Here is a 22251-nt window from a genome sequence, read left to right on the forward strand (position 1 = left end):
GTAATTGCCTTTTTCCACCTCTGATACAAGGGCTAATTTAAAGCCTAAATTATAATCGCGTTGGGTACGTTTTACTCTTTTGGTTTCTTTGTTTTTCATAATAAGTCGATTTTGTGTCAACTTATTTCAGGACGTGACAAACATTTTAAAAAAAGCATTCTATAGTTTAGAATGCTTTTTTATTTTTAAAATTGTAACAAATACAGAATCTAATCGTCTTACTTACAACCACCAAAACACATCTATATTGGAAACTATTCTATCAATAAATAATCTTACTAAAAAATTTGGGCATTTAACTGCTGTAAACGATTTGTCTTTTACTATAAAAAAAGGAAATGTTTACGGAATATTAGGACCTAATGGAAGCGGAAAATCTACCACATTAGGTATTGTGCTAAATGTTGTAAATAAAACTGCTGGAGAATTTAGTTGGTTTGAAGCCAATACCACAACACATAATGCACTTAAAAAAGTAGGTGCAATTATTGAGCGACCAAATTTTTACCCTTACATGACTGCAAACCAAAACTTAAAACTGGTTTGCAAAATTAAAGGTGTAAACCACTCAAAAATTGACGAAAAACTTGAGCTTGTTGGTTTGTTGGATAGAAAAGACAGTAAATTCCGTACCTACTCCTTAGGGATGAAACAACGTTTAGCCATAGCCTCTGCACTACTTAACGATCCTGAAATTTTAATTTTAGACGAGCCTACAAATGGTTTGGATCCACAAGGAATTATACAAATTAGAAATATTATTAGAAAAATCGCAAGCAATGGAACTACCATTTTATTAGCATCTCACTTATTGGATGAAGTTGAAAAAGTGTGTTCTCATGTTGTTGTGCTTCGTAAAGGCCAAAAATTATATTCTGGTCGTGTGGACGAAATGATTTCAAGTCATGGTTTTTTTGAGTTAAAATGTGACGATACTAAAAAATTAGTATCACTTTTAGAAAACAATTCTTCGATTGGTACTATTAAAACTGAAGATGATTTAGTAACTGCCTTTTTAGACGAACCTATAGAAGCTTCGGCTTTTAACAAAAACTTGTTTGACAATGGTATTATTCTAACCCATTTAGTAAAACGAAAAGCAAGTTTAGAAGAGCAATTTATTCAGCTTACAGACACTAACTAATATTATTTATTTACCATTTTAAACTGAAAATTTTTCGGTTAAACCAATAAAAACACCAATCGTATGTTACGACTTTTAAATATAGAATTTATTAAACTTTGGAATAATAAAGCAAGTAAAATTTTAATTTTATCTTACTTTATACTGTTGTCCTTTATTGCATTAATTGCTGCAATTAAATTTGATATTGGACCTATAAAATTCCATTTAGCAGAACAAGGGATTTTTAATTTCCCATATATATGGCATTTTAACACTTATATAGCAGCTTCGTTAAAATTCTTTTTAGCGATTGTTATTGTCTCTATGATGGCCAATGAGTATAGCAACAAAACCATTAAACAAAATTTAATTGATGGGTTGAGTAAAAAAGAATTTATATTCTCTAAATTCCTCACAGTTGGTGTGTTCGCATTAATTTCTACAGTATTTATATTTGTATTGTCTTTAATCTTAGGCTTGGTGTTTTCTAAATATACAGAAGCGTCAATTATATTTTCGGATTTAGAATACCTCTTTGCATTTTTTATAAAACTATTGGCTTTTTTCTCGTTCTGTTTATTTTTAGGCATATTGGTTAAACGTTCGGCATTTGCTTTAGGATTTTTATTTGTTTGGTATATGTTTGAAGGCATTGTTTGGTTAATTATTTTAAGCACCAACAAATCTAAAGCCTTAGCAGATAGTATTTTAGAATATTTCCCATTAGGCTCAATGTCCACATTAATTAATGAACCTTTTTCAAGAATTGGAGCTGTTAAAGAAGTGGCTAACCAAGTAGGTGAAACTTTTAATTTCGACTACGCAGTACATTGGTACGAGATACTAGTTGTACTAGCTTGGACCACCTTATTCATATATTTATCTTATGCGCTGCTAAAAAAACGCGATTTATAGTCTTAAACCTCACACTCTATTTTAACTAAATCGAGTGGCATTTAATACTTTTTTGTAATATCTTTACTAGCTATTGCTATATTAAATGAAAAAAATCTTATTCCTTTTATGCCTTTTATTAGGCCTAATTTCTTATTCTCAACAAGAAGCAGCCAATTGGTATTTTGGTGATAACGCAGGTATTCAATTTGATAATGCGACAGGAACTGTTACTGCTTTAACAGATGGGCAATTATTTACAGAAGAAGGTTGTACCAGTATTTCTAACAATACTGGTGAGTTACTATTTTATACCAATGGAGAAATTGTATATGATAGGTTTGGAGATATTATGCCAAATGGAACTGGATTATTAGGAAACCAATCGAGCACACAATCGGCAATTATAGTTCCCAAACCTAACGATGATAATATATATTATATTTTTACCGCAGACACGCCTTTTCAAAGCACCACAGACTCAGGCTTTGGTTTCTCTGAAGTTGATATGACTTTAAATGGAGGATTAGGAGATGTCACTACAAAAAATCAAATACTATTATTTAACGCTTCAGAAAAATTAAGTGCTGTTTTAAAAGATTGTGAAAGTCAAAATATTTGGGTTATAACTTTTGCAGATTCTAATGGTGGAGAAAGTAATAATACATTTTATGCCTACGAGGTTTCGGCTGCTGGAGTTAACACAACTCCTGTAGTTTCTTTTGCAGGCATTACAGTTAATGAACGAAGAGGGTATTTAAAATTTTCTCCAGATGGCACAAAATTAGCTTGTGCTAACGTAGCGCAAGGATTGTATTTATTTGACTTTGATACTGCAACAGGAACAGTTAGTAATCCACAAAATATATTTATCACTTTTAGGCACGAGCCTACAAAACCTCAATCTTCTTATGGTATAGAATTCTCTCCAAATAATGAACTATTATATGTAAGCTCATATTACGAGACTCCACAAGACCAATTTAATATTGCAAGTGCGCAATATGGTGCTTTATTACAATACGATTTAAATGCTACAGATATTGGTGCTTCAGAAACTGTTTTAGATGATAGGCAATTATACCGAAGCGCATTACAATTAGGTCCAAATGGTAAAATATATAGAACGTTAAGCGCAACATATAATAATGGAATACCTTTTTTAAGTGTAATTAACAATCCTAATAATTTAGGATTAGCTGCCAATTACAACCATGCAACAATAGATTTAGCTGGCAGAAATGCTAGGCAAGGCTTACCTCCATTTATCGCTTCTTTTTTTAGTGAAAAAATTGATATTATTCCAACAGATACTACAAATACTATAGACTTACCATTATGCGAAGGCGAAAATTACACGTTAATTGCTGAAGACATTCCTGGAGGAATTTATACCTGGACAAAAGATGGTGTTGCCATACCAACGCCAACAATACCTAACGAGTTATTAGTAACCGAAAATGGTAATTATGAAGTACTTATTGACTTAAATACTGGAGATTGCGAAACAAAAGAAGGTCAGGCTATTGTTACCTATTTCGATATTCCAATAGCGAATCCGATTAACGATATTTCTGTCTGTGACAATAATAATGATGGTATTTCAACTTTTGACTTTACGACTTTAAATAATGAAATTCTACTTGCGCAAAATCCACTAGATTTTGAAGTAAAGTATTTTTCTACACAGCAGGATGCAGACAATAATGAAAACGAATTAGTGTTTCCTTATAATAACATCTCTAGTATCCAAACCATTATTGCAAGAATTCAGAATTTTGGTAACGCAAATTGCTATGATACTACTGCTTTTACACTTAGAGTATTTAACACACCAACTGTTGAAGCTTCTATAGATTTTGAAGTTTGTGATGACACTTCAGATGGCGACAATACTAATGGACAAACTACAATTACATTATCTGATTTTAATAGTGATATTTTAGGTGCCCAGAATGCTTCAGCATACACAATAACATACCACGAGAATCAAAATGATGCAAATACAAGCAATGCTCCTTTACCAAATAATTATTATAACCAAACGCCTGGAATAGAAACACTTTTTGTTAGAATTGAAAATAATCTTAACACAAGCTGCTTTGCTACTGCTAGCTTTGATTTAATTATTAATCCTGCACCTGTGGCAATAAATACATCTTTATTCCAATGTGATGAAGATGGTATTTCTGATGGTTTTACCACCTTTAATTTAACCGAAGCTAATACTGCTTTAACCAATGGAGCAACAGGAGTGACTACTCAATTTTTTACCACATTTAATAATGCCGAAAGTAATAGTAATGCATTAAACTCTAATAATTACCAAAATGCATCAAATCCTCAAATCTTGTATGTAAGAGTTAACGATGCTGCCACTGAGTGCTATAATATTGCAGAACTAAGCTTAGAAGTGAGCACAACTCAAATCAATCCATTTACACCTCAACCAGTTTGTGATGAACTTGGTTCTGAGGATGGTATAAATACCTTTAATCTAGAAGACTTTACGTCTAGTATTTTAGCAGCCTTACCAGCTGGATTAGATATAAATTATTACGAAAGTTATGAGAATGCATTATTAGAACAAAACGCTTTAATATCGCCTTACAATAATACAACTCCATACTCTCAAACGCTTTATGTACGTGTAGAGAATGATAATGCGTGTTTTGGAATTAGTGATTTTCAATTAACTATAAATCCGTTGCCTCAATTAGAAGACGATGAGACCATTTTATATTGCTTAAATAATTTTCCGGAATTGGTTACTCTAAATGGTGGTGTTATTAACGACTCGCCAAATAACTATACTTACAGTTGGAGTTCTGGAGAAAATACAATAGAAATTGAAGTCAATGAAATTGGTACTTATACGGCAACTGTAACAACTACTGCTGGTTGTTCTAAACAAAGGACAATTAATATAGAAGCCTCTAATATTGCAACAATAACAGATATTGAAGTTACAGATGGTAGCCTAAATAATAATACTGTAACTGTGTTAGCTACAGGAGAAGGCAGTTACCAATACGAACTTATTAATGCAGAAGGCATAACAACAGGATACCAAACTAATACTGTGTTTACCAATGTTGCTCCTGGTATTTATACTGCAAATGTAAAAGATACTAAAAACAATTGTGGTGTAGTGGACCAAATGGTCTCAGTTATTGGCTTCCCATTATATTTTACTCCAAATAACGATGGTGAAAATGATTATTGGCAAGTCTATGGTGTGTCTAGACAGTTTCAGCCAAATTCAAAAATCTTAATTTACGATCGTTATGGTAAACTACTTGCACAAGTAAGTCCTTCTGGTTTGGGTTGGGATGGAAAATTAAATGGCAATCTTTTACCAGCTAGTGACTATTGGTTTTCGGTAACTCTTCAAGACGGAAGAGTGTATATGAATCATTTCACTCTAAAACGTTAATTATAATTATCGTATTTTAGAGTACAATTCTCTAACTAATGCGACTGCTCTTATTTGTTATCCTTAGTATTTCTTTAAGCTTAAATTTTATAAGCGCTCAAGAAATTGCATTATACCAACAATTTAATGGCAGATTCGATTATACTGCCATAGGCAACACTTTAAATCAAGCTGAAAATAATATCTCTGAGGAGTTTTGCGAAATACTACCTAACTCTTCAGCGTCTTTAACACTTCCAACAAACACCACAATTATTGCTGCCTATCTGTATTGGGCTGGATCAGGAACTGGTGACTTTGACATTAAGTTAAATGAAATTAACGTTACTGCAGAAACTACATATATTGTAAATTATACCGAACCCATTTTTGGAGATTTACCTTATTTTTCTTGCTTTGCAGATATTACAGATATTGTTTTAAATGAAGGCGAAACTACTTACCTACTCTCTGATTTAGATATTTCTGATGCTTTAGAAAACAATCCAAGATACTGCAATAACCGAACAAATTTTGCAGGTTGGAGCTTGTATGTAATATACGAAGACGACACTCTACCTCTAAATCAAATTAATTTATTCCAAGGCTTAGAAATTATTAACAGAAACGTACAAGAAAAAACAATTACGCTTAATAATGTAAATGTGTTAGATAACGAAAACGCAAAAATAGGTTTTTTAGCTTGGGAAGGTGACAACGAACTAAATTTTGGAGAATCCCTAAGCATAAATGGCAACATCCTATCTAATCCACCATTAAATTTAGCAGACAATGCCTTTAATGGCACTAATACATTTACTAATAGCTCTACGTTTTACAATGCCGATTTAGATGTTTATAATATTGAAAACAATTTGTCTATTGGTGATACGTTTGTAGAAATTAAACTAACTACAGGAGCTTTAGACGAAAATGGAAACTTTAGAGCAGACCTCATTATACTAAATAATATTATAACAGTATTAAATAGTCAATTACCAGATGCAACAATTGCTATTGAAAATTACATTTTAGAATGTGGTAATAGAATTATCGATCTCCAATATACAGTAAGCAATACTAATAGTACAGATATTTTACCTGCAAATACTCCTATTGCAATTTATGCTAATGGCCAATTAATAGCACAAACGCAAACACTAAATACCATTCCAATTAATGGTAGTGAAAATGGTGTTGCAACAGTTACTGTACCACCAGAATTAGGCGATGCTCTAGATATTGTTTTACACATTGACGACGATGGCACAAATACAAGCACAATTGTAGAATTAAATGAAAACAATAACAGTTTCCTAAACACAATAACACTTATTCCTGCTCCAGAAATTAACAGTTTACCTTCATTAAACAATTGTGACCAAGGCTTTAACCAAGCGTTTTTCGATTTAACCGTTCGATTAGAAGACCTCTTAATTAATAACCTCTACACTGCTTCGTTTTACACTTCAATTGAAGATTTAATAGTAGAAAATAATGCTATTATAAATCCAGAAAATTTTCAAAACTCAACACAATCACAGTCTATTTATATAAGAATAAATACTATAGATTGCTACATGGCATATCAGTTTAATTTAATAACAGAAAATTGTCCACCACTTATTCCACAAGGCTTTTCGCCTAATAATGATACTATTAACGATTGGTTTAATATACAAGGTCTTTATAATATTTTCGAAAAACACGAGTTATTAATATATAATAGATATGGCACTTTAATTTTTAAAGGCAATAATAAAACTCCATGGAATGGTATAGCCAATCATGGTGTTAATCACACCAGTAAAATTGTACCTACAGGAACGTATTTTTATGTACTGTATTTAAACGATGACAACTACAAACCATTAACAGGTTGGGTTTATGTTAATAAATAAATATGCATTTCGTCGTATTTATTTGTATTTCATCTAAATTATAAGTAGGTTTGACGCATATATATGGTTTCCATCGTATAAATTATGCAACACACCGACAAAAATACACCTAACAAACTACGCTCATGATAAAAAGAAATTGGACATTATTTTTTATTGCCATTACGTTTAGTAGTTATGTTTTAGGACAACAAATAAGCGTAAACAGTAGTTTTACAGCTCAACAGCTTATAGAAGATAACCTTGTTGAAGGTTGCGTACAAGTCTCTAATATTGAGTCTAATAGTAATGGTAGTGTTAATGGGTTTTCTAGTTTTGGTTATTTTGAAAGACAAAATTCTGATTTCCCATTCGAAAACGGAATTCTACTTTCTACAGGTAATGCAGATTCTGCAGGAAATACAGAAAATGTTAATCCTTTAAACGAAGGTGATGAGGCTTGGCAAACAGATTCAGATTTAGAAACAGCGTTAGGAATTTCCAATACAGTAAATGCAACCTCTATAGAATTTGATTTTATTTCTGTTGCTAGCCAAATTCAATTTAATTACATACTAGCTTCCGAAGAATATTTTAGAGAGTATCCTTGTTTATATTCCGATGGTTTTGCCTTCTTAATAAAAGAAGCTGGTACAACTAATCCTTACACTAATATTGCACTAATTCCAGGTACAAACATCGCTGTAAATACCAGTACTATTCACGATGAAATTGTGGGATTTTGTGAAGCAGAAAACGAACAATATTTTGAGGGTTATAATGTTGGAGACACTAATTTTAATGGTCGTACAACAGTAATGTCTGCCTCTGCAACAATACAACCCAATGTACAATACCATATTAAATTAGTAATCGCAGATCAAACAGACAGAAATTTTGATTCCGCAGTATTCATTCAAGCCAATAGCTTTAACGATACAGTAAATTTAGGCGAAAACATAACCACTTGCGACTCTAATGTTACATTAGATGCAAATATTGGCAATCCTGATGCTACTTTTACATGGTATCAAAATAACACCGAAATCAATGGCGAAACAAATAGCACACTAAATACAAGCGAATCTGGTGATTACAGAGTTGAAATAGCCATCCCTTTAAATAATACAACCTGTACAATTGAAGATTCTATATATGTACAATTAAATACTATACAAGAAGGCTTTACACTTAGTGATTTTGAACTTTGCGATGATAGTAGTAATGATGAGAGTGAAACATTTAACCTTAATACAAAAACAACTGAAGCTTTAACAGTAGTTCCTGCTGGCAATTACACAGTGACTTATCATGCATCACAAGTGTTTGCCGCAAATAATACAAACGCAATTAGTACAGTTACAAATGCAGTTAATCCACAACCTATTTTTGTTAGAATTGAGGATGATGTAACTGGCTGTGTAAGTATAGCAACCTTTAATCTCGTTGTAAACCAATACCCAATTATCAATGCTCCAGATCCATTACAAGTGTGCCAGAACGATGCTTTAAATATAGATTTAGTTGCTTTAGATGAAGACATTACTAACGCAAACCCAAATTTAAGTGTAAGCTATCATCAATTTCAAACAGACGCTCAATCTGGCTCTAACCCTTTAAGTTCTCCTTATGCAACTTCAGGCAATAGTGAAGAAATTTATATTAGAGTCGAAAATATAAATACTGGCTGTACAGCACTAACAACATTAACAATTAACACCTTAGAAAACCCACAAATTAATCCAGATATTCAAGTATTAGATGCTTGCGAACAAGATGACGATGGGTTTGAAGCTTTTGATTTAACAACAGTAATTGACGATGTTTTACAAGGCTTAACAGATGTTACAACTAGTTTTCATATTACTGAAGAAGAAGCTCAAACTGGCGAAAACCCAATACCAAACATTACTAATTTTGTTAATACAGAGCCTGATTTTCAAACCATTTATATTAGAGTTGTTGGCCAAAATGGTTGTGCCTCTTATATAGGTATAGAATTGCACACATTTGTATTAGAAACAGGAACTAACATTCATACGTTTAGAGCTTGTGACTCTGATAATGATGGAATAGCTCTCTTTAATTTAGAAAATATAGAATCTAATATAATAGGTGAATTAGAAAATGTAAATATCATTTTTTACGAAACAGAAGAAAATCAACAAAACCAAACAAATGCTTTAGATGAAACTGTACTTTACGAAGTAAACACACAAACAACATTATACATCACACTAATAACTCCAGATTGTATTTACGAATCTGAGATAGATTTAGAAGTCAATCCAAGCTTTCAAATCCCTGTTTTAGAACCAACAGAATATTGCGATACAGACCAAGATGGACTAACTAGTGTAGATCTAACTGTATTTAATGATTATGTAGGAGAAACAGTAGAAACTGCTGTAATCACTTATTTTGAAACCAATGAAGATGCCACTAACCAAGAAAACGAAATATCGACGCTTTACGATAACACAACTAATCCTTTCACAGTTTTTGCAAGAGTTAGAAATGCTTCCACAGGATGTTTTGACATCACACCTTTAGAAATTAACGTGCTTTCTGCGCCTTTAGCAGTTCAACCAAGTGATCTAACGGTTTGTGATGATGATACAGATGGTGAAACAACTTTAGATTTAAACGCTAAAAATTCAGAAATAATAGCTAATGAAACTGCGCATAATTTTACCTTTTATTTAACTGAAGCTGATGCAAACACTGCTACAAACGCTATAACTACTCCAGAAAACTTTACTACTAGCTCACAAACTATCTATATACGTGTTGAAAATAGTACCACGTCATGCCACACTGTAGTACCAATGGAAGTGTACGTTAATACACTGCCAGAATTTACTGCAATTTCTAATTATAGAAACTGCGAAAGTGATGGCAACCAAATAGCCGATTTTATTTTCAATATAAAGGACGACGAAATACTTAATGGTCAAACAGGTAAGCAAGTTCTTTATTTTGAAACTGAAAACGATGCCATAAATAGAACTGGAATAATCGATAAAGATACTGCTTACCAAAATACATCTGTACCTCAAACTATTTATATTCGTGTTGAAAATTTAACCGATCAAAACTGTTTTGATACCTCATCGTTTGAAATTGAAGTAGGATCAAATCCTATTTATAATAATCCAGACGATTGGTTTGTGTGTGATGATAACTCAAACGATGGTGTTGCAACTTTCGATTTAAACGAAATTATTGAAGAAGTTTCAGAAAACAGTCCAGAAAATTTAGACATTAGCTTTTATGCTTCGCTACAAGATGCAGAAAGCATGGCAAATGCATTACCTTTAAATTATACCAATACTGTAAATCCACAACCAATATTTGTGGTAGTAGATAACGGAACTTATTGCCAAGGTATTGAAACTTTTGAACTTAATATTGTACAAGTCCCTGAAGTTAATGGAGCTTCTGCATTAAGAGATTGCGACACAGACACAGATGGAAGTATTACTTTCGATTTAACTGTTGCAGAGCTAGAAGTTTTAGAAATAAGACAAGATAATGTGGAGATTTCGTACTTCCCTTCTTTAGAAGATTTAGAAAACGATACCAATGTAATTACAACTCCAGAGACTTATAATAACATAAGCAATCCGCAAACCGCTTATATAAAAATCTACAATACAGTGTCTGAGTGCTATGCTTTAGTGCCTATAGAATTAATAGTAGATTTACCTCCAACAATTAACGCTATTCCAGAATTCAATATCTGTGAAAATGAAGATAATCTCTTTATTTTAAACGATACTATTGAGGCATTAATTGGTGAGCAAGACAACGTTACAACCTCTTTTCATAGCACATTAGAGGATGCTCAAAACAACGACAACCCATTAGATACTAACTATAACTACACAACAAGCAATGATACTGTGTTTATAAGAGCAGAAAATACAATAACTCAATGTTTTAATACTTCTTCTTTTATTGTTCAAGTTGAAGCGACTCCAATGGCAAATATGCCTTCTAATTTAGAAAGTTGTGATACCGATTTTGATGGCTTATTTGTATTTGATTTATCACAACAGAATAGTGAGGTTTTAGGCACTCAAAATCCTGACAACTTTACTGTAAGTTATTTTGAAACCGAAACAGATGCCATTAACAATCAAAATGCTATTGCAGATTTAAATTACGAAGCGTTTAACGAGCAAGAACTATTTGTTAGAGTAGAAAATAACACAACACATTGTTTTAATACCACAAGTTTTTTAATTTTTGTAAACCGAAAACCAGAAAATTCAATACAAAATCAAGTGGTGTGTTTAGATAATTTACCACTTGTAGTTTCTGCTGAAACTGATTTTACTACAGACACCTATTTATGGTCAACAAACGCAACCACTTCAGCTATAGAAATAACAGAAATTGGAACATATTCAGTAACTGTTACTTCACAATTTGGTTGCCAAACAACATCAACTTTTACGGTTACAGAATCCGAAGCCGCAAACATTGAATTTACAGAAACTGTAGATTTTGCAGATCCAAATAATATAACAATAAGTGTAAGTGGTATTGGAACCTATTTATACCAACTAGATGATGGAGATTATCAAACTACAGGGTTTTTCCAAAATGTAGCTATTGGACCTCACACTATTACTGTAATAGATATTAATGGTTGTAATCCTGTAACCAAAGATGTTGTAGTGATAGACACTCCAAAATTTGTTACACCAAATGGCGATGGCTATTTCGATACTTGGCACATTACAGGTGTCCAGCAATTAACAGGTACAAAAGTATTTATTTACGATCGTTTTGGAAAATTACTTACTATATTAAAACACGACTCAATAGGTTGGGATGGTCGCTATAATGGTAATATGATGCCTGCAAACGACTATTGGTTTGTTGCCAATGTAAAATATAATGGTATTGAGTTTGATGTTAAAGGCCATTTCGCTTTACGTTTATAATTAACAGGCTTTAACACATTTTATAATATATAAATTTAAAGAGTTCTTTATCTTTGCACTCCAATTGCAATTGATGAAGAATTTTTTGTTTTACACCTTTTTTTTACTGTCTTTTTTTGGGGTTTCCCAAAACATTACAGTAGATAGCCAAACGTATTCGCCTCAACAGTTAGTAGAGGATATCCTTATCGATAGCGATTGTATTTCTAATGTACAAGTCACCAATGTCGTTGGTGGTGATTTTGGAGGTGCAGACCAAAGTTATGGTTATTTCGATGCCACAGGAACTACATTCCCTTTTCAAAATGGTATTGTTTTAAGTACAGGACGTTTAAGTAATGTACCTGGACCAAATACTAGCTTGAGTGATGATGATGCACCAAATTGGAATGGAGACAATGATTTAGAAGTTATTTTGGATGAAAATAACACAACTAATGCTACAATCTTAGAGTTTGAATTTACATCTAATGCAGAAGCAGTAAGTTTTCGATATCTTTTTGCTTCAGAAGAATACCAAGAAGGCAATTCAAATACCTGTCAGTTTTCAGATTTATTTGGTTTTTTAATTCGACCATTAGGTGAACAACAATTTAGTAATATTGCTTTAGTACCAGACACGCAAACACCAGTAAAAGTAACCACAGTACATTCTGGTATTCCTGGTTCTTGTGACCCAATAAACGAAACTTATTTTGGAAGTTGGAACGACTCTAACTACGAACCTATAAATTTTAATGGCCAAACGGATATTTTAACAGCTACTGCTGTAATAGTTCCTAACCAAACCTATCAAGTAAAGTTAGTTATCGCAGATGAGCAAAATTTTAGATTCGACTCTGCTGTGTTTTTAGAAGCTGGCAGTTTTCAATTAAGCACAGATTTAGGTCCAGACCAATTAATTGCTACAGGAAATCCTTTATGCGAAAACGAGACCTTAACACTCAATGCGTTTAATCCAGATGCTGCAACCTACTCTTGGTTTAAAGATGGTGTGTTACAAACTGCTAATTCTTGCGCAAATTGTTTCGAATTTGATGTTACCGAAGCTGGAGCGTATCAAGTAGAAATACTCCTAAATAATGGTTGCATTGTATATGGAGATGTTACTATAGAGTATTTTCTGGTTCCTGTAGTTGTTGATACTACACTAATTAACTGCGAAAGCGACCAAGCAGGATTATCTGTCTATGATTTATTTAATGCCGAAGACGAAATTACTAATAACGACGATTCTATATTTATAACAGACTTCTTTTTAACGCAAACCGAAGCCGAAAACAACACAAATCCAATACAAACAGCTACTCAATTTGAAAACACAAGTGTTTCTCAAGTTTTGTTTGCTCGTGTCGAAAATCAGCTAGGATGCTACACAATTGCAGAGTTAACTTTAGAAACTAGCAACAATTCTTTTACAATAAATCCCGTTTTTGAATGTGATAACAGTCCAGTAGATGGTTTTACAACTTTCGATTTAGAAGCCATAAGTGCTTCAATTGCAACTCAAATTCCAGGAGAGGCTTCTATTAGTTACTATCTTGCTGAGCAGGATGCGTTAACCACAAATAATCCGTTAGGCGCAACTTTTACAAATACAGTAGCCAATTCGCAAACAATTTTTGTGAGAATAGAATCTGACAGCCAATGTTACGCCACAACTTCAGTTACACTAAATACATTATATACTCCAGAAGTATTACCAGACGAAACGCTTATATACTGTACTAATACCTTCCCAGAAACCATTACTTTAATTGGAGGAGTGCAAAACGATTCGCCTAGTAATTATTACTACGAATGGTTATTTAATAATCAAACCACAACAGTAACCACTAGTTTTTTTGAAGCTAACGAAATCGGAACGTACACTGTAATCGTTACAGATCCTAATGGATGTTCTGCGACACGAGACATTACAGTTATCCCTTCGTCCAATCCAATTATTGAAAGTATAGATTACACCTCATTAGCAGTAAATAATACAGTTACTGTAAATGTTAGTGGTTCTGGTAATTATGAATATGCTTTGGATAATGAAAACGGAAGCTACCAAACAAGTAACACTTTTACTGGTGTATCTTTTGGACCACATACGGTTTATGTGAGAGATATTAATGAGTGCGGAAGTGATTCAGATACATTTACCATTTCGGTACTAAGTTTCCCAAGTTATTTCTCACCAAATGGAGACCACTTTAATCCAACCTGGAATCCTTTTGGAAATGATTTAGAATTTGATGCTAATACTAAAGTGTTCATTTTTAATCGCTATGGAAAACTAATAACCATAATTACTCCGCAAACAAGAGGTTGGGACGGAACCCTTAACGGGAAAAATTTACCAAGTACAGATTATTGGTATTATACTAAGCTTAAAGATGGAACGGAGTATAGAGGACATTTTTCTTTATTACGTTAACTTTACTATACCAGTTTTTCTGCTATATATTCCTTAATTTTACAAGACACAACTCTTTAGTTCTATAAATACATGCAATTTAAAATTGAATCCGACTTTAAACCAACAGGTGACCAACCACAAGCGATAAAACAATTAGTGGATGGTTTAAACACCAACGAAAAGTACCAAACCTTGCTTGGTGTAACTGGCTCTGGAAAAACGTTTACAATGGCTAATGTTATTGAAGAGGTACAGAAACCAACCTTAGTTTTAGCACATAATAAAACCTTAGCAGCTCAATTATACTCAGAGTTTAAACAGTTTTTTCCTAATAATGCTATTGAGTATTTTGTGTCTTATTACGATTATTATCAACCAGAAGCCTACATTCCAACCTCTGGAGTGTATATTGAAAAGGATTTATCTATAAACGAAGAAATTGAGAAGATGCGTTTAAGCACAACCTCTTCTCTACTCTCTGGTCGTCGCGATGTACTTGTTGTCGCTTCGGTATCTTGCTTATATGGTATTGGGAATCCTGTGGAATTTCAGAAGAATGTAATTACTATAAAACGCGATCAGGTGATTTCGCGTACCAAATTATTACACCAACTCGTACAAAGTTTATACTCTAGGACTGAAGCAGATTTTAAACATGGAAACTTCAGAATAAAAGGCGATACAGTAGATATTTTCCCAAGTTATGCAGACGATGCTTTTAGGATTCACTTTTTTGGTGATGAAATTGAAGATATCGAAGCCTTCAATATTCAAACCAACGAAGTTGTTGAGAAATACGACCGATTAAACATCTATCCAGCAAACATGTTTGTAACCTCGCCAGACGTACTGCAAGGTGCCATTAGAGAAATCCAAGACGATCTGGTAAAGCAACACGATTATTTTAAAGACATTGGTAAACACTTAGAAGCCAAACGCCTTAAAGAACGTACAGAATTTGATTTGGAAATGATTAGAGAATTAGGCTATTGTTCTGGTATTGAAAACTACTCTAGATATTTGGATGGCAGATTGCCAGGAACGCGACCTTTCTGTTTATTAGATTATTTTCCAGACGATTATTTAATGGTTGTTGACGAGAGTCACGTTACCATTTCGCAAGTCCATGCTATGTATGGAGGAGACAGAAGCAGAAAAGAAAACCTAGTCGAATATGGTTTTAGACTACCAGCTGCAATGGATAACAGGCCTTTAAAGTTTGAAGAGTTTGAAGCTTTACAAAACCAAGTGGTTTACGTGAGTGCAACTCCTGCAGATTACGAACTCCAAAAAACCGATGGTGTTTATGTTGAGCAAGTGATTAGACCAACAGGTTTGTTAGATCCAATTATAGAAGTTCGTCCAAGCTTAAACCAAATCGATGATTTAATTGAAGAAATCCAACAACGTATAGAAAAAGACGAACGTACTTTAGTCACTACATTAACCAAACGTATGGCTGAAGAATTAACTAAATATTTAAGCCGAATTAGTATTAGAGTAAATTACATCCATAGTGATGTAGATACATTAGAGCGTGTACAAATAATGCAAGATTTACGTAAAGGAATTTACGATGTGCTAGTTGGTGTAAATTTATTACGTGAAGGTTTAGATTTACCAGAAGTCTCTTTAGTCGCAATTTTAGATGCAGATAAAGAAGGGTTTTTACGTTCTAACCGCTCGCTAACCCAAACTGTTGGTAGAGCTGCAAGAAACTTAAATGGTAAAGCAATAATGTATGCCGACAAGATTACCAAAAGCATGCAAAAAACAATTGACGAAACCGAATACAGACGCCAAAAACAAATAGACTATAACACCAAACATAATCTCGTACCAAAAGCATTAAATAAAAGTTTAGACAGTGCATTATCTAAAAACTCTGTAAGTACCTATAGTTATGAATTGGAAGCCTTAAAAGCTGCCGAACCTGAAAGTGAATACTTAACTAAAGCAGAATTGGAAAAGAAAATCCGTGAAAAACGTAAAACAATGGAAGCAGCTGCAAAAGCCTTAGACTTTATTGTTGCTGCAAAACTTCGTGACGATATTAAAAGTTATCAAGGTAAGTTAGAAGAGTTGAAGGCTTAGGTTTTTTGTGGAGTTCGATTATCGGTCTTGTGTATGAAACGTAGCGTATAAATAAACGCTAACTTTTCGGATTTAGCACAAGCCGAATTTTTTATTTTTATGTTTAAATTTCTTTTATAAATATAACCAAATAAAAAATTTGGCGTACTTGGTAAATAAGCAAAAAACTCTCGGAAAGCCTATAATAGCTATGTTTTATACACGTTGTTGTACACTGGCTTTTATTCATTCAGATTTTTTCTAATATTAAAAATCAATTTCAATTGAAACTAGAAGTGAAAGCTCTTTTAAATTTTTGAGGCACGAATAAATTTAAATGTGCTTGTTTTAAATAGTTAGAATGGTAAAAGAATCATTACATATTCCAAATCTAAGTCGTCAACAAAAGCTTTTTCCTCTTCCTGAATAGCTTCTAATCTTAAATCAAGTATTCTTTCTTTGTTTTGACTTTCATTATATTCACGAAACTCAGGGAAAATAAAGAATTTTTCCAATTCATCATCAATGTTGTAATTGCTTAAAATGTATGATAAATCTTTTTGTTTATTATACTCAAAAGGCAAATTCAATCTAGAATTTTTTGAATAAATTAACAAAGGAACAATTGCTGAATGGCTTCTATCTCCTTTAAATAACGATACTAATTTGTATGTTTCTATATCATAAGAATTTACAGAATTAAAATCGTTTGAATAATTTAATAAAAACAGCTGAAATGCTTTTGAACGTACACTACCTGCTGACACTGAACTTGGTAAATCTGCTGTGAAAAATAACTGATTGCTTTTTTCAAAAAAGACTGGATTTTCAGATTCATTATAAGTGAATTTAATAAACTGTTCAAATGCAAGTCTTATTTTACTAAGTGAAAAAATAGTAAAATAATTAGAGTATGTTGTTATCCAAAACCAATCCTTTAATTTATTTATCTGATTAGGATTAGGTTCGTCGACATTATTAAAAAAGTGTGTTAAAAATATTAGCTGATTATTATAAGGCAATAATCTTTTGTCAACTACTAATAAGTTTTCAAATAAGAATTGGACCGCTTTTTTTATGCTGGATATAGCTTTTAATGAAGTGTTCCTAAAAGATTCTAAATTTACTAAACTTTCAATGGGTTGATCAAAGTAAATTTTTCCAAAAGAACTTTGAATACACTGAACTAGTATTTCTCTTTTTATTTTATGAAAATTATATTCTCTTAAATCAATTAATAATTCTTCAAATAATTCGCCGAGATTAAAACCATTGTCTTCATTTGAAGTTAATGCAGATAGCATCCAATCGGACGAAATGTCAATTCCCTTAGAATTAACTCTTGAAAATATATCAACAGCATCTTTAATACCACCACCATAAATTTCGATTGAAGGGATTTGGTAATCTATTAAAGTTGAGGATAGTTTTTTAGCGCGTTCAATATATTTACTAACGTCTTCTGGGTCTATATCTTCATTCCTAAGCGTATCTATATAATTTAAAAATTCAAATGTATCTACTAGTTGATAAACAGGGATTTCTGTGATAGAATTTCTTTTTTTCATTTTGAATTCTTCCTCTTCCAAATCATAGAACATTGTAAACTCTTTTTCAAGTTTCTCTCTGTCAATTTCTAATTCTGTTTTATTTGGGTTTGTCAAACATCCAAAAAGAGTCGACAATCTTTGAAAACCATCCAAAATATAGAAATAATTAGAATCACTGTTCTGCTTTATTTTATAAGGACCAATATCTGATTTATTGGCAAAATTACTTTTAGGTTGCCATAAAAGAATTGAGCCGATAGGATATTCTTTACTAATACTGTCAAATAATTCAATTTTTTCTTTGTCTCCCCAAACAAAATCCCTTTGAAAAGTTGGAATTTTAAATTTACCATCTTCAATTAAAGAAAGGAATTTAAGAATCCTATGAACATCTGGTTTGACTTGTATTTGCTTACTCATTTTAAAGTTCGTTGGTTATTTTTTCTAATAAAGTCTCAAATTCATTAGAATCCACTTGATGCTTAATTCTATCCTTTAATGCCTCTTTATTAGCCTTAATAAATAGTTTTGGCAATTCTGCCTTAAAGTTATTAATTTTTAAACTATTCTTCCTAAGAAAATTGTAATCATCATCTGAAACATTTTTATATAAATTTGATAATTCAGGTGTTAATGTATCTCTATTTTTATCAGGAAAACCATTTTCTAAATCTATAAAATCTTTGACGTCGTCATTTAATCTTTTATAAACTTTAATAAAGTCTTCGTTTTGTTCAATTTTTTCAAGAATTTCAAAAGGTAAATAATTTTCTGCCTCACGTTTGTATAATTGATGATATTTTATTTCGTTTTCATCCAGATAATCAAATAATTTTTGTCTTTCTGCTGAATTTCCTTGAGTTGGGAATTTTTTGTCACTATCAATGAGAACAAAGCATCTTAAATATTTGTGGTTATCTTTTGGTAAGTGTTGGTATCTTTTTTTATTTGCCTCTATAGTGTTTTCTATATTAGTACAACCGCCACCATTATAATAAACTAACCAATCCTTGTTTTTGTGTCTACTAATTTTTCTCGCTTTTGATTTAAAGCAATTTATAATTGTATCTACAAAATATCCATCATTTAGATTGTTTTCTAAGATTAATAAATATTGTTGATTAAAGAATATTTTAGATTCCTCAAAATTCAAATCTTTATCAGATTCATTTTTTAATGATACTCTAAAATTTATTTCTTTTTTTGGCTGAGTAACATATCTGTTAAAATATTCTTCCAACAATTTTTGATCAATTGGTGAAAGTTGATTAAATAAACTTGAATTATTAATTTCAGATAATTCAGCTATAAAGTCATATCTATAATTATCAGAGAATATCGCTATTAAAAAAGATATATCTTTTGTATTAACTTCTTGATGGAATAAGTCAGAATCAAATTTAATGAGCATATCTATTTACGGTCTAATTGCGCTGTTCGTATAGCTATGGTTTCGTCAAGTGCTTCACTAAACACATTTGTTGGCCAATAAGAAACATCTCCATTTTCAAGAATATCTATTTTTTTCAATATACTTGTGTTGTTAACCGAATCGTACTCTACAGAATATAGTGCTACATCATTATTATTTAAATCTTTTTGAGCTATTAATCTTCTTATTCTTAGAACAAAATTATTTGAATGAGTTTCAATTAGAAATTTATTTTTAGTTTTCTTAGTTGAATCGGCAAATAATTGAGCAAGATTTCCATGTGCAGCTGGATGTAAATGCAATTCTGGTTGCTCTAAAATAGTAAGAATTTCATCTTCATCATCTGTAAAAGCACTTACGACCAAAGGTAATACTTGGCTCATTCCTTCTCCAACATCTCTAAGGTTTATGCTAAACTCAGGATTACTTCTTTTTAATTCTATTTTATAATCAGGTTTTGAGTTTGAATTAATTTGTAATCCCCAACCATCAAAGTTCTCTTCGTACCAATTACTAACTTGCTTGATAAGTTTACCTTCGTTATAAAGATAATCTCGTAAAAGAATTTGGTATGTCAATTCTCCTCTAATTCCATTCTTTAAACTTTTTGTATTACCTCGACTACTATACGTGCGATTTGGAACATCTCGAAAAGGTCCAATGTAATTTGTGTTTAATGTCAATTTTTTACCAATCAAATTTTCCAAGCTAGAATTATCAATAGATTCAATATTAAAACCATTGAAATTAACTTTGATTGTTTGTTTGGTGAGATTATCGTAATAAGTGTCTTGAATATCTTTATATATTAAATCTACTTGATTATTTAAATTCCATTTTCTTATTTTAGGAAGGTCAGTTTCTTTTAAACCAGAAGCTATTTCAAGTTTTAATTTTTCATCTCCTTGTTCTAATGTTAAGTTTAGAGTTCCTACCTCTCGTCCATAAATCAAATCTCTGAATTCAGCACCTAATTCTACTTCATTGTTTACAGTTAATATTGGGTCTTCAAAATTGCCTGACAGTGAACCTTCTATTAGTGTAGGTAGTTTAACCACAGCACTTTTTCCTGAACTATTTTTTCCAATGATTACAGTTAAAGGTTTTAATTCTAAAACTTGTTCATCCTTAAATGATTTATAATTTTTAAAAGATATTTTATTAATCATTTTTAAGTAAATTATTTTTTTGTTAGTAATCAAATTTAGATAATAATAATGAGTTAGGGAAAACTCTTTTGATTTTGAGAGGCACGAACAAAATTAAATGTGTTTGAACGTGATGTAGTTCGTTTTTTTAGCTTGTGTACAATGTTTCGTTGATATAAAATCGTTTCAATGTTTTATATCAGACGATAATCGAAGTTAGCGTAAAAAATAGAGAAAGTCAAGTTTAAAAAGTGCCTAAAATATTATAATTAATAGCACAAAAACAATGGAAGCTGTCGCAAAAGCCTTTGATTGTATTGTTGCTGCAAAACTTCGTGACGATATTAAAAGTTATCAAGGTAAGTTATAAGAGTTGAAGGCTTAGGTTTTTTGTGGAGTTCGATTATTGTGTTTGTATATGGTTTGTTGCGTATTTAAGTAACTAATTTAGTAAACAAAAACGAACCAGAGGAAATTCCGAAGGAATTTCCAGCTAGGCGAGAACTAGCAATGAATTATAAACTTTGTTCTACGCAGTTTTTATTCAGCTATTCTTTTTTTTAAATCCATTCTTTCGTGTAAGACTCTTGTTATTTCAATATAATCTTCACTTAATAATCGATAAAATATTATGTGTCGGTTTACTTGAATTCCGAGAAGTTGTTTTGAAATTCCCTCGTATTGTTTTCCTAAATCTGGATTTTTAGCTATTTCCTCACAATATGAAATTAAATCATCATAATATTTGTCAGCTTGTTTTTCAGACCAAACCTCAAATGTATATTCCCAGATTATTGATAAATCAGCAACAGCTTTGTTCGTCAGTTTATATTCAGACATTCAAGTTTTTTTTCGCTTTTAGGGATTCAAGATGTTTTTTTGGGTCAAAATCGTGAGCAATTCCGCTGTCAATTCCTTCTTGAATTGCGTTTTTTAAAGCAATCACTTTGTTTTCTTCTTCTTCCAAAAGTCTTAATCCTGCACGAATAACTTCGCTAACGTTTTTAAATCTTCCTTCGTTAATACTACTTTGGACGAATTGGTCAAAATAATTTCCGAGTGATATTGATGTGTTTTTGTTCATTTTAAAATTAATTTAATATAAATATACCAAAATTTGGTATATTCTCAAAATTTTCCTCAAATTGCTTACTATGCTTCGTTAATATAAAATCGTTTCAATGTTTTATTTCAGATGATAATCGAATTTAGCGTAAAAAATCACAATTAAAAGCAAAGAAAAATTTATTTTTAAATAGTTAAAAATCAGAAATTTATAATACTTTATTTTATAAAAAATGACAGAATTTCAGTATAAAATCTGTCAATTTGTTAGTTTTCCTTATAAAGACTAATATATTTTTAATACTAATA

General features: G+C 31.6%; 12 protein-coding genes. 7 read left to right on the forward strand and 5 right to left on the reverse strand.

Translation table 11 applies throughout. The features are described from left to right. The first annotated feature begins 247 nt into the window (after positions 1–247). From ACVC5O_RS12915 to uvrB, 7 genes are all read left to right on the forward strand, one after another. Positions 248–1144, forward strand: a complete 897-nt coding sequence (locus ACVC5O_RS12915) for an ABC transporter ATP-binding protein (protein WP_452221903.1) — start codon at positions 248–250, stop codon at positions 1142–1144. A gap of 63 nt (positions 1145–1207) precedes the next feature. Then, complete coding sequence (locus ACVC5O_RS12920) at positions 1208–2041, forward strand: ABC transporter permease (RefSeq protein ID WP_452221904.1); 834 nt, start codon at positions 1208–1210, stop codon at positions 2039–2041. Positions 2042–2126: 85 nt separating this feature from the next. After that, positions 2127–5456 carry a T9SS type B sorting domain-containing protein gene (locus ACVC5O_RS12925; RefSeq protein WP_452221905.1) on the forward strand — a complete coding sequence of 1110 codons (3330 nt, stop codon included), beginning with the start codon at positions 2127–2129 and terminating at the stop codon, positions 5454–5456. Positions 5457–5494: 38 nt separating this feature from the next. After that, positions 5495–7336: a gliding motility-associated C-terminal domain-containing protein gene (locus tag ACVC5O_RS12930; RefSeq protein WP_452221906.1), complete on the forward strand. Its 1842-nt coding sequence runs from the start codon at positions 5495–5497 to the stop codon at positions 7334–7336. A 125-nt stretch (positions 7337–7461) separates the two neighbouring features. Then, positions 7462–12270 (forward strand): choice-of-anchor L domain-containing protein, encoded by a 4809-nt coding sequence (locus ACVC5O_RS12935; protein ID WP_452221907.1) that lies wholly within the window; start codon positions 7462–7464, stop codon positions 12268–12270. A gap of 73 nt (positions 12271–12343) precedes the next feature. Continuing rightward, positions 12344–14692 carry a choice-of-anchor L domain-containing protein gene (locus tag ACVC5O_RS12940; protein ID WP_452221908.1) on the forward strand — a complete coding sequence of 783 codons (2349 nt, stop codon included), beginning with the start codon at positions 12344–12346 and terminating at the stop codon, positions 14690–14692. A 72-nt stretch (positions 14693–14764) separates the two neighbouring features. Further along, on the forward strand, positions 14765–16768 hold the full coding sequence (gene uvrB / locus ACVC5O_RS12945; protein WP_452221909.1) for an excinuclease ABC subunit UvrB: 2004 nt from the start codon (positions 14765–14767) through the stop codon (positions 16766–16768). 335 nt (positions 16769–17103) lie between these two features. Here uvrB and ACVC5O_RS12950 read toward each other — a convergent pair whose 3' ends face one another. The 5 genes from ACVC5O_RS12950 to ACVC5O_RS12970 all read right to left on the reverse strand — a co-directional run bounded on the left by ACVC5O_RS12950 (position 17104) and on the right by ACVC5O_RS12970 (position 21961). Next, positions 17104–18717 carry a DUF262 domain-containing protein gene (locus ACVC5O_RS12950; protein ID WP_452221910.1) on the reverse strand — a complete coding sequence of 538 codons (1614 nt, stop codon included), beginning with the start codon at positions 18715–18717 and terminating at the stop codon, positions 17104–17106. A 1-nt stretch (position 18718) separates the two neighbouring features. Next, entirely contained in the window at positions 18719–19708 is a 990-nt protein-coding gene (locus ACVC5O_RS12955; RefSeq protein WP_452221911.1) for a hypothetical protein, read from the reverse strand. Between the two features lie 2 nt (positions 19709–19710). After that, entirely contained in the window at positions 19711–20898 is a 1188-nt protein-coding gene (locus tag ACVC5O_RS12960) for an AAA family ATPase (protein WP_452221912.1), read from the reverse strand. A gap of 519 nt (positions 20899–21417) precedes the next feature. Continuing rightward, a complete protein-coding gene (locus ACVC5O_RS12965; protein WP_452221913.1) occupies positions 21418–21717 on the reverse strand; it encodes a type II toxin-antitoxin system RelE/ParE family toxin in 300 nt (99 codons plus the stop codon). Further along, on the reverse strand, positions 21710–21961 hold the full coding sequence (locus ACVC5O_RS12970) for a type II toxin-antitoxin system ParD family antitoxin (protein ID WP_452221914.1): 252 nt from the start codon (positions 21959–21961) through the stop codon (positions 21710–21712). The genes ACVC5O_RS12965 and ACVC5O_RS12970 overlap by 8 nt, the downstream gene beginning before the upstream one ends. Between the last annotated feature and the right edge of the window lie 290 nt (positions 21962–22251).

It is taken from the genome of Lacinutrix salivirga, assembly GCF_053604675.1.

What these genes read in the sequence shown, in the direction of transcription:
- ACVC5O_RS12920 (WP_452221904.1), top strand. Translation starts at nt 1,208, where the DNA reads ATGTTACGACTTTTAAATATAGAATTTATTAAACTTTGGAATAATAAA.
- ACVC5O_RS12925 (WP_452221905.1), top strand. Translation starts at nt 2,127, where the DNA reads ATGAAAAAAATCTTATTCCTTTTATGCCTTTTATTAGGCCTAATTTCT.
- ACVC5O_RS12930 (WP_452221906.1), top strand. Translation starts at nt 5,495, where the DNA reads ATGCGACTGCTCTTATTTGTTATCCTTAGTATTTCTTTAAGCTTAAAT.
- ACVC5O_RS12935 (WP_452221907.1), top strand. Translation starts at nt 7,462, where the DNA reads ATGATAAAAAGAAATTGGACATTATTTTTTATTGCCATTACGTTTAGT.
- ACVC5O_RS12940 (WP_452221908.1), top strand. Translation starts at nt 12,344, where the DNA reads ATGAAGAATTTTTTGTTTTACACCTTTTTTTTACTGTCTTTTTTTGGG.
- uvrB (WP_452221909.1), top strand. Translation starts at nt 14,765, where the DNA reads ATGCAATTTAAAATTGAATCCGACTTTAAACCAACAGGTGACCAACCA.
- ACVC5O_RS12950 (WP_452221910.1), bottom strand. Translation starts at nt 18,717, where the DNA reads ATGAGTAAGCAAATACAAGTCAAACCAGATGTTCATAGGATTCTTAAA.
- ACVC5O_RS12955 (WP_452221911.1), bottom strand. Translation starts at nt 19,708, where the DNA reads ATGCTCATTAAATTTGATTCTGACTTATTCCATCAAGAAGTTAATACA.
- ACVC5O_RS12960 (WP_452221912.1), bottom strand. Translation starts at nt 20,898, where the DNA reads ATGATTAATAAAATATCTTTTAAAAATTATAAATCATTTAAGGATGAA.
- ACVC5O_RS12965 (WP_452221913.1), bottom strand. Translation starts at nt 21,717, where the DNA reads ATGTCTGAATATAAACTGACGAACAAAGCTGTTGCTGATTTATCAATA.
- ACVC5O_RS12970 (WP_452221914.1), bottom strand. Translation starts at nt 21,961, where the DNA reads ATGAACAAAAACACATCAATATCACTCGGAAATTATTTTGACCAATTC.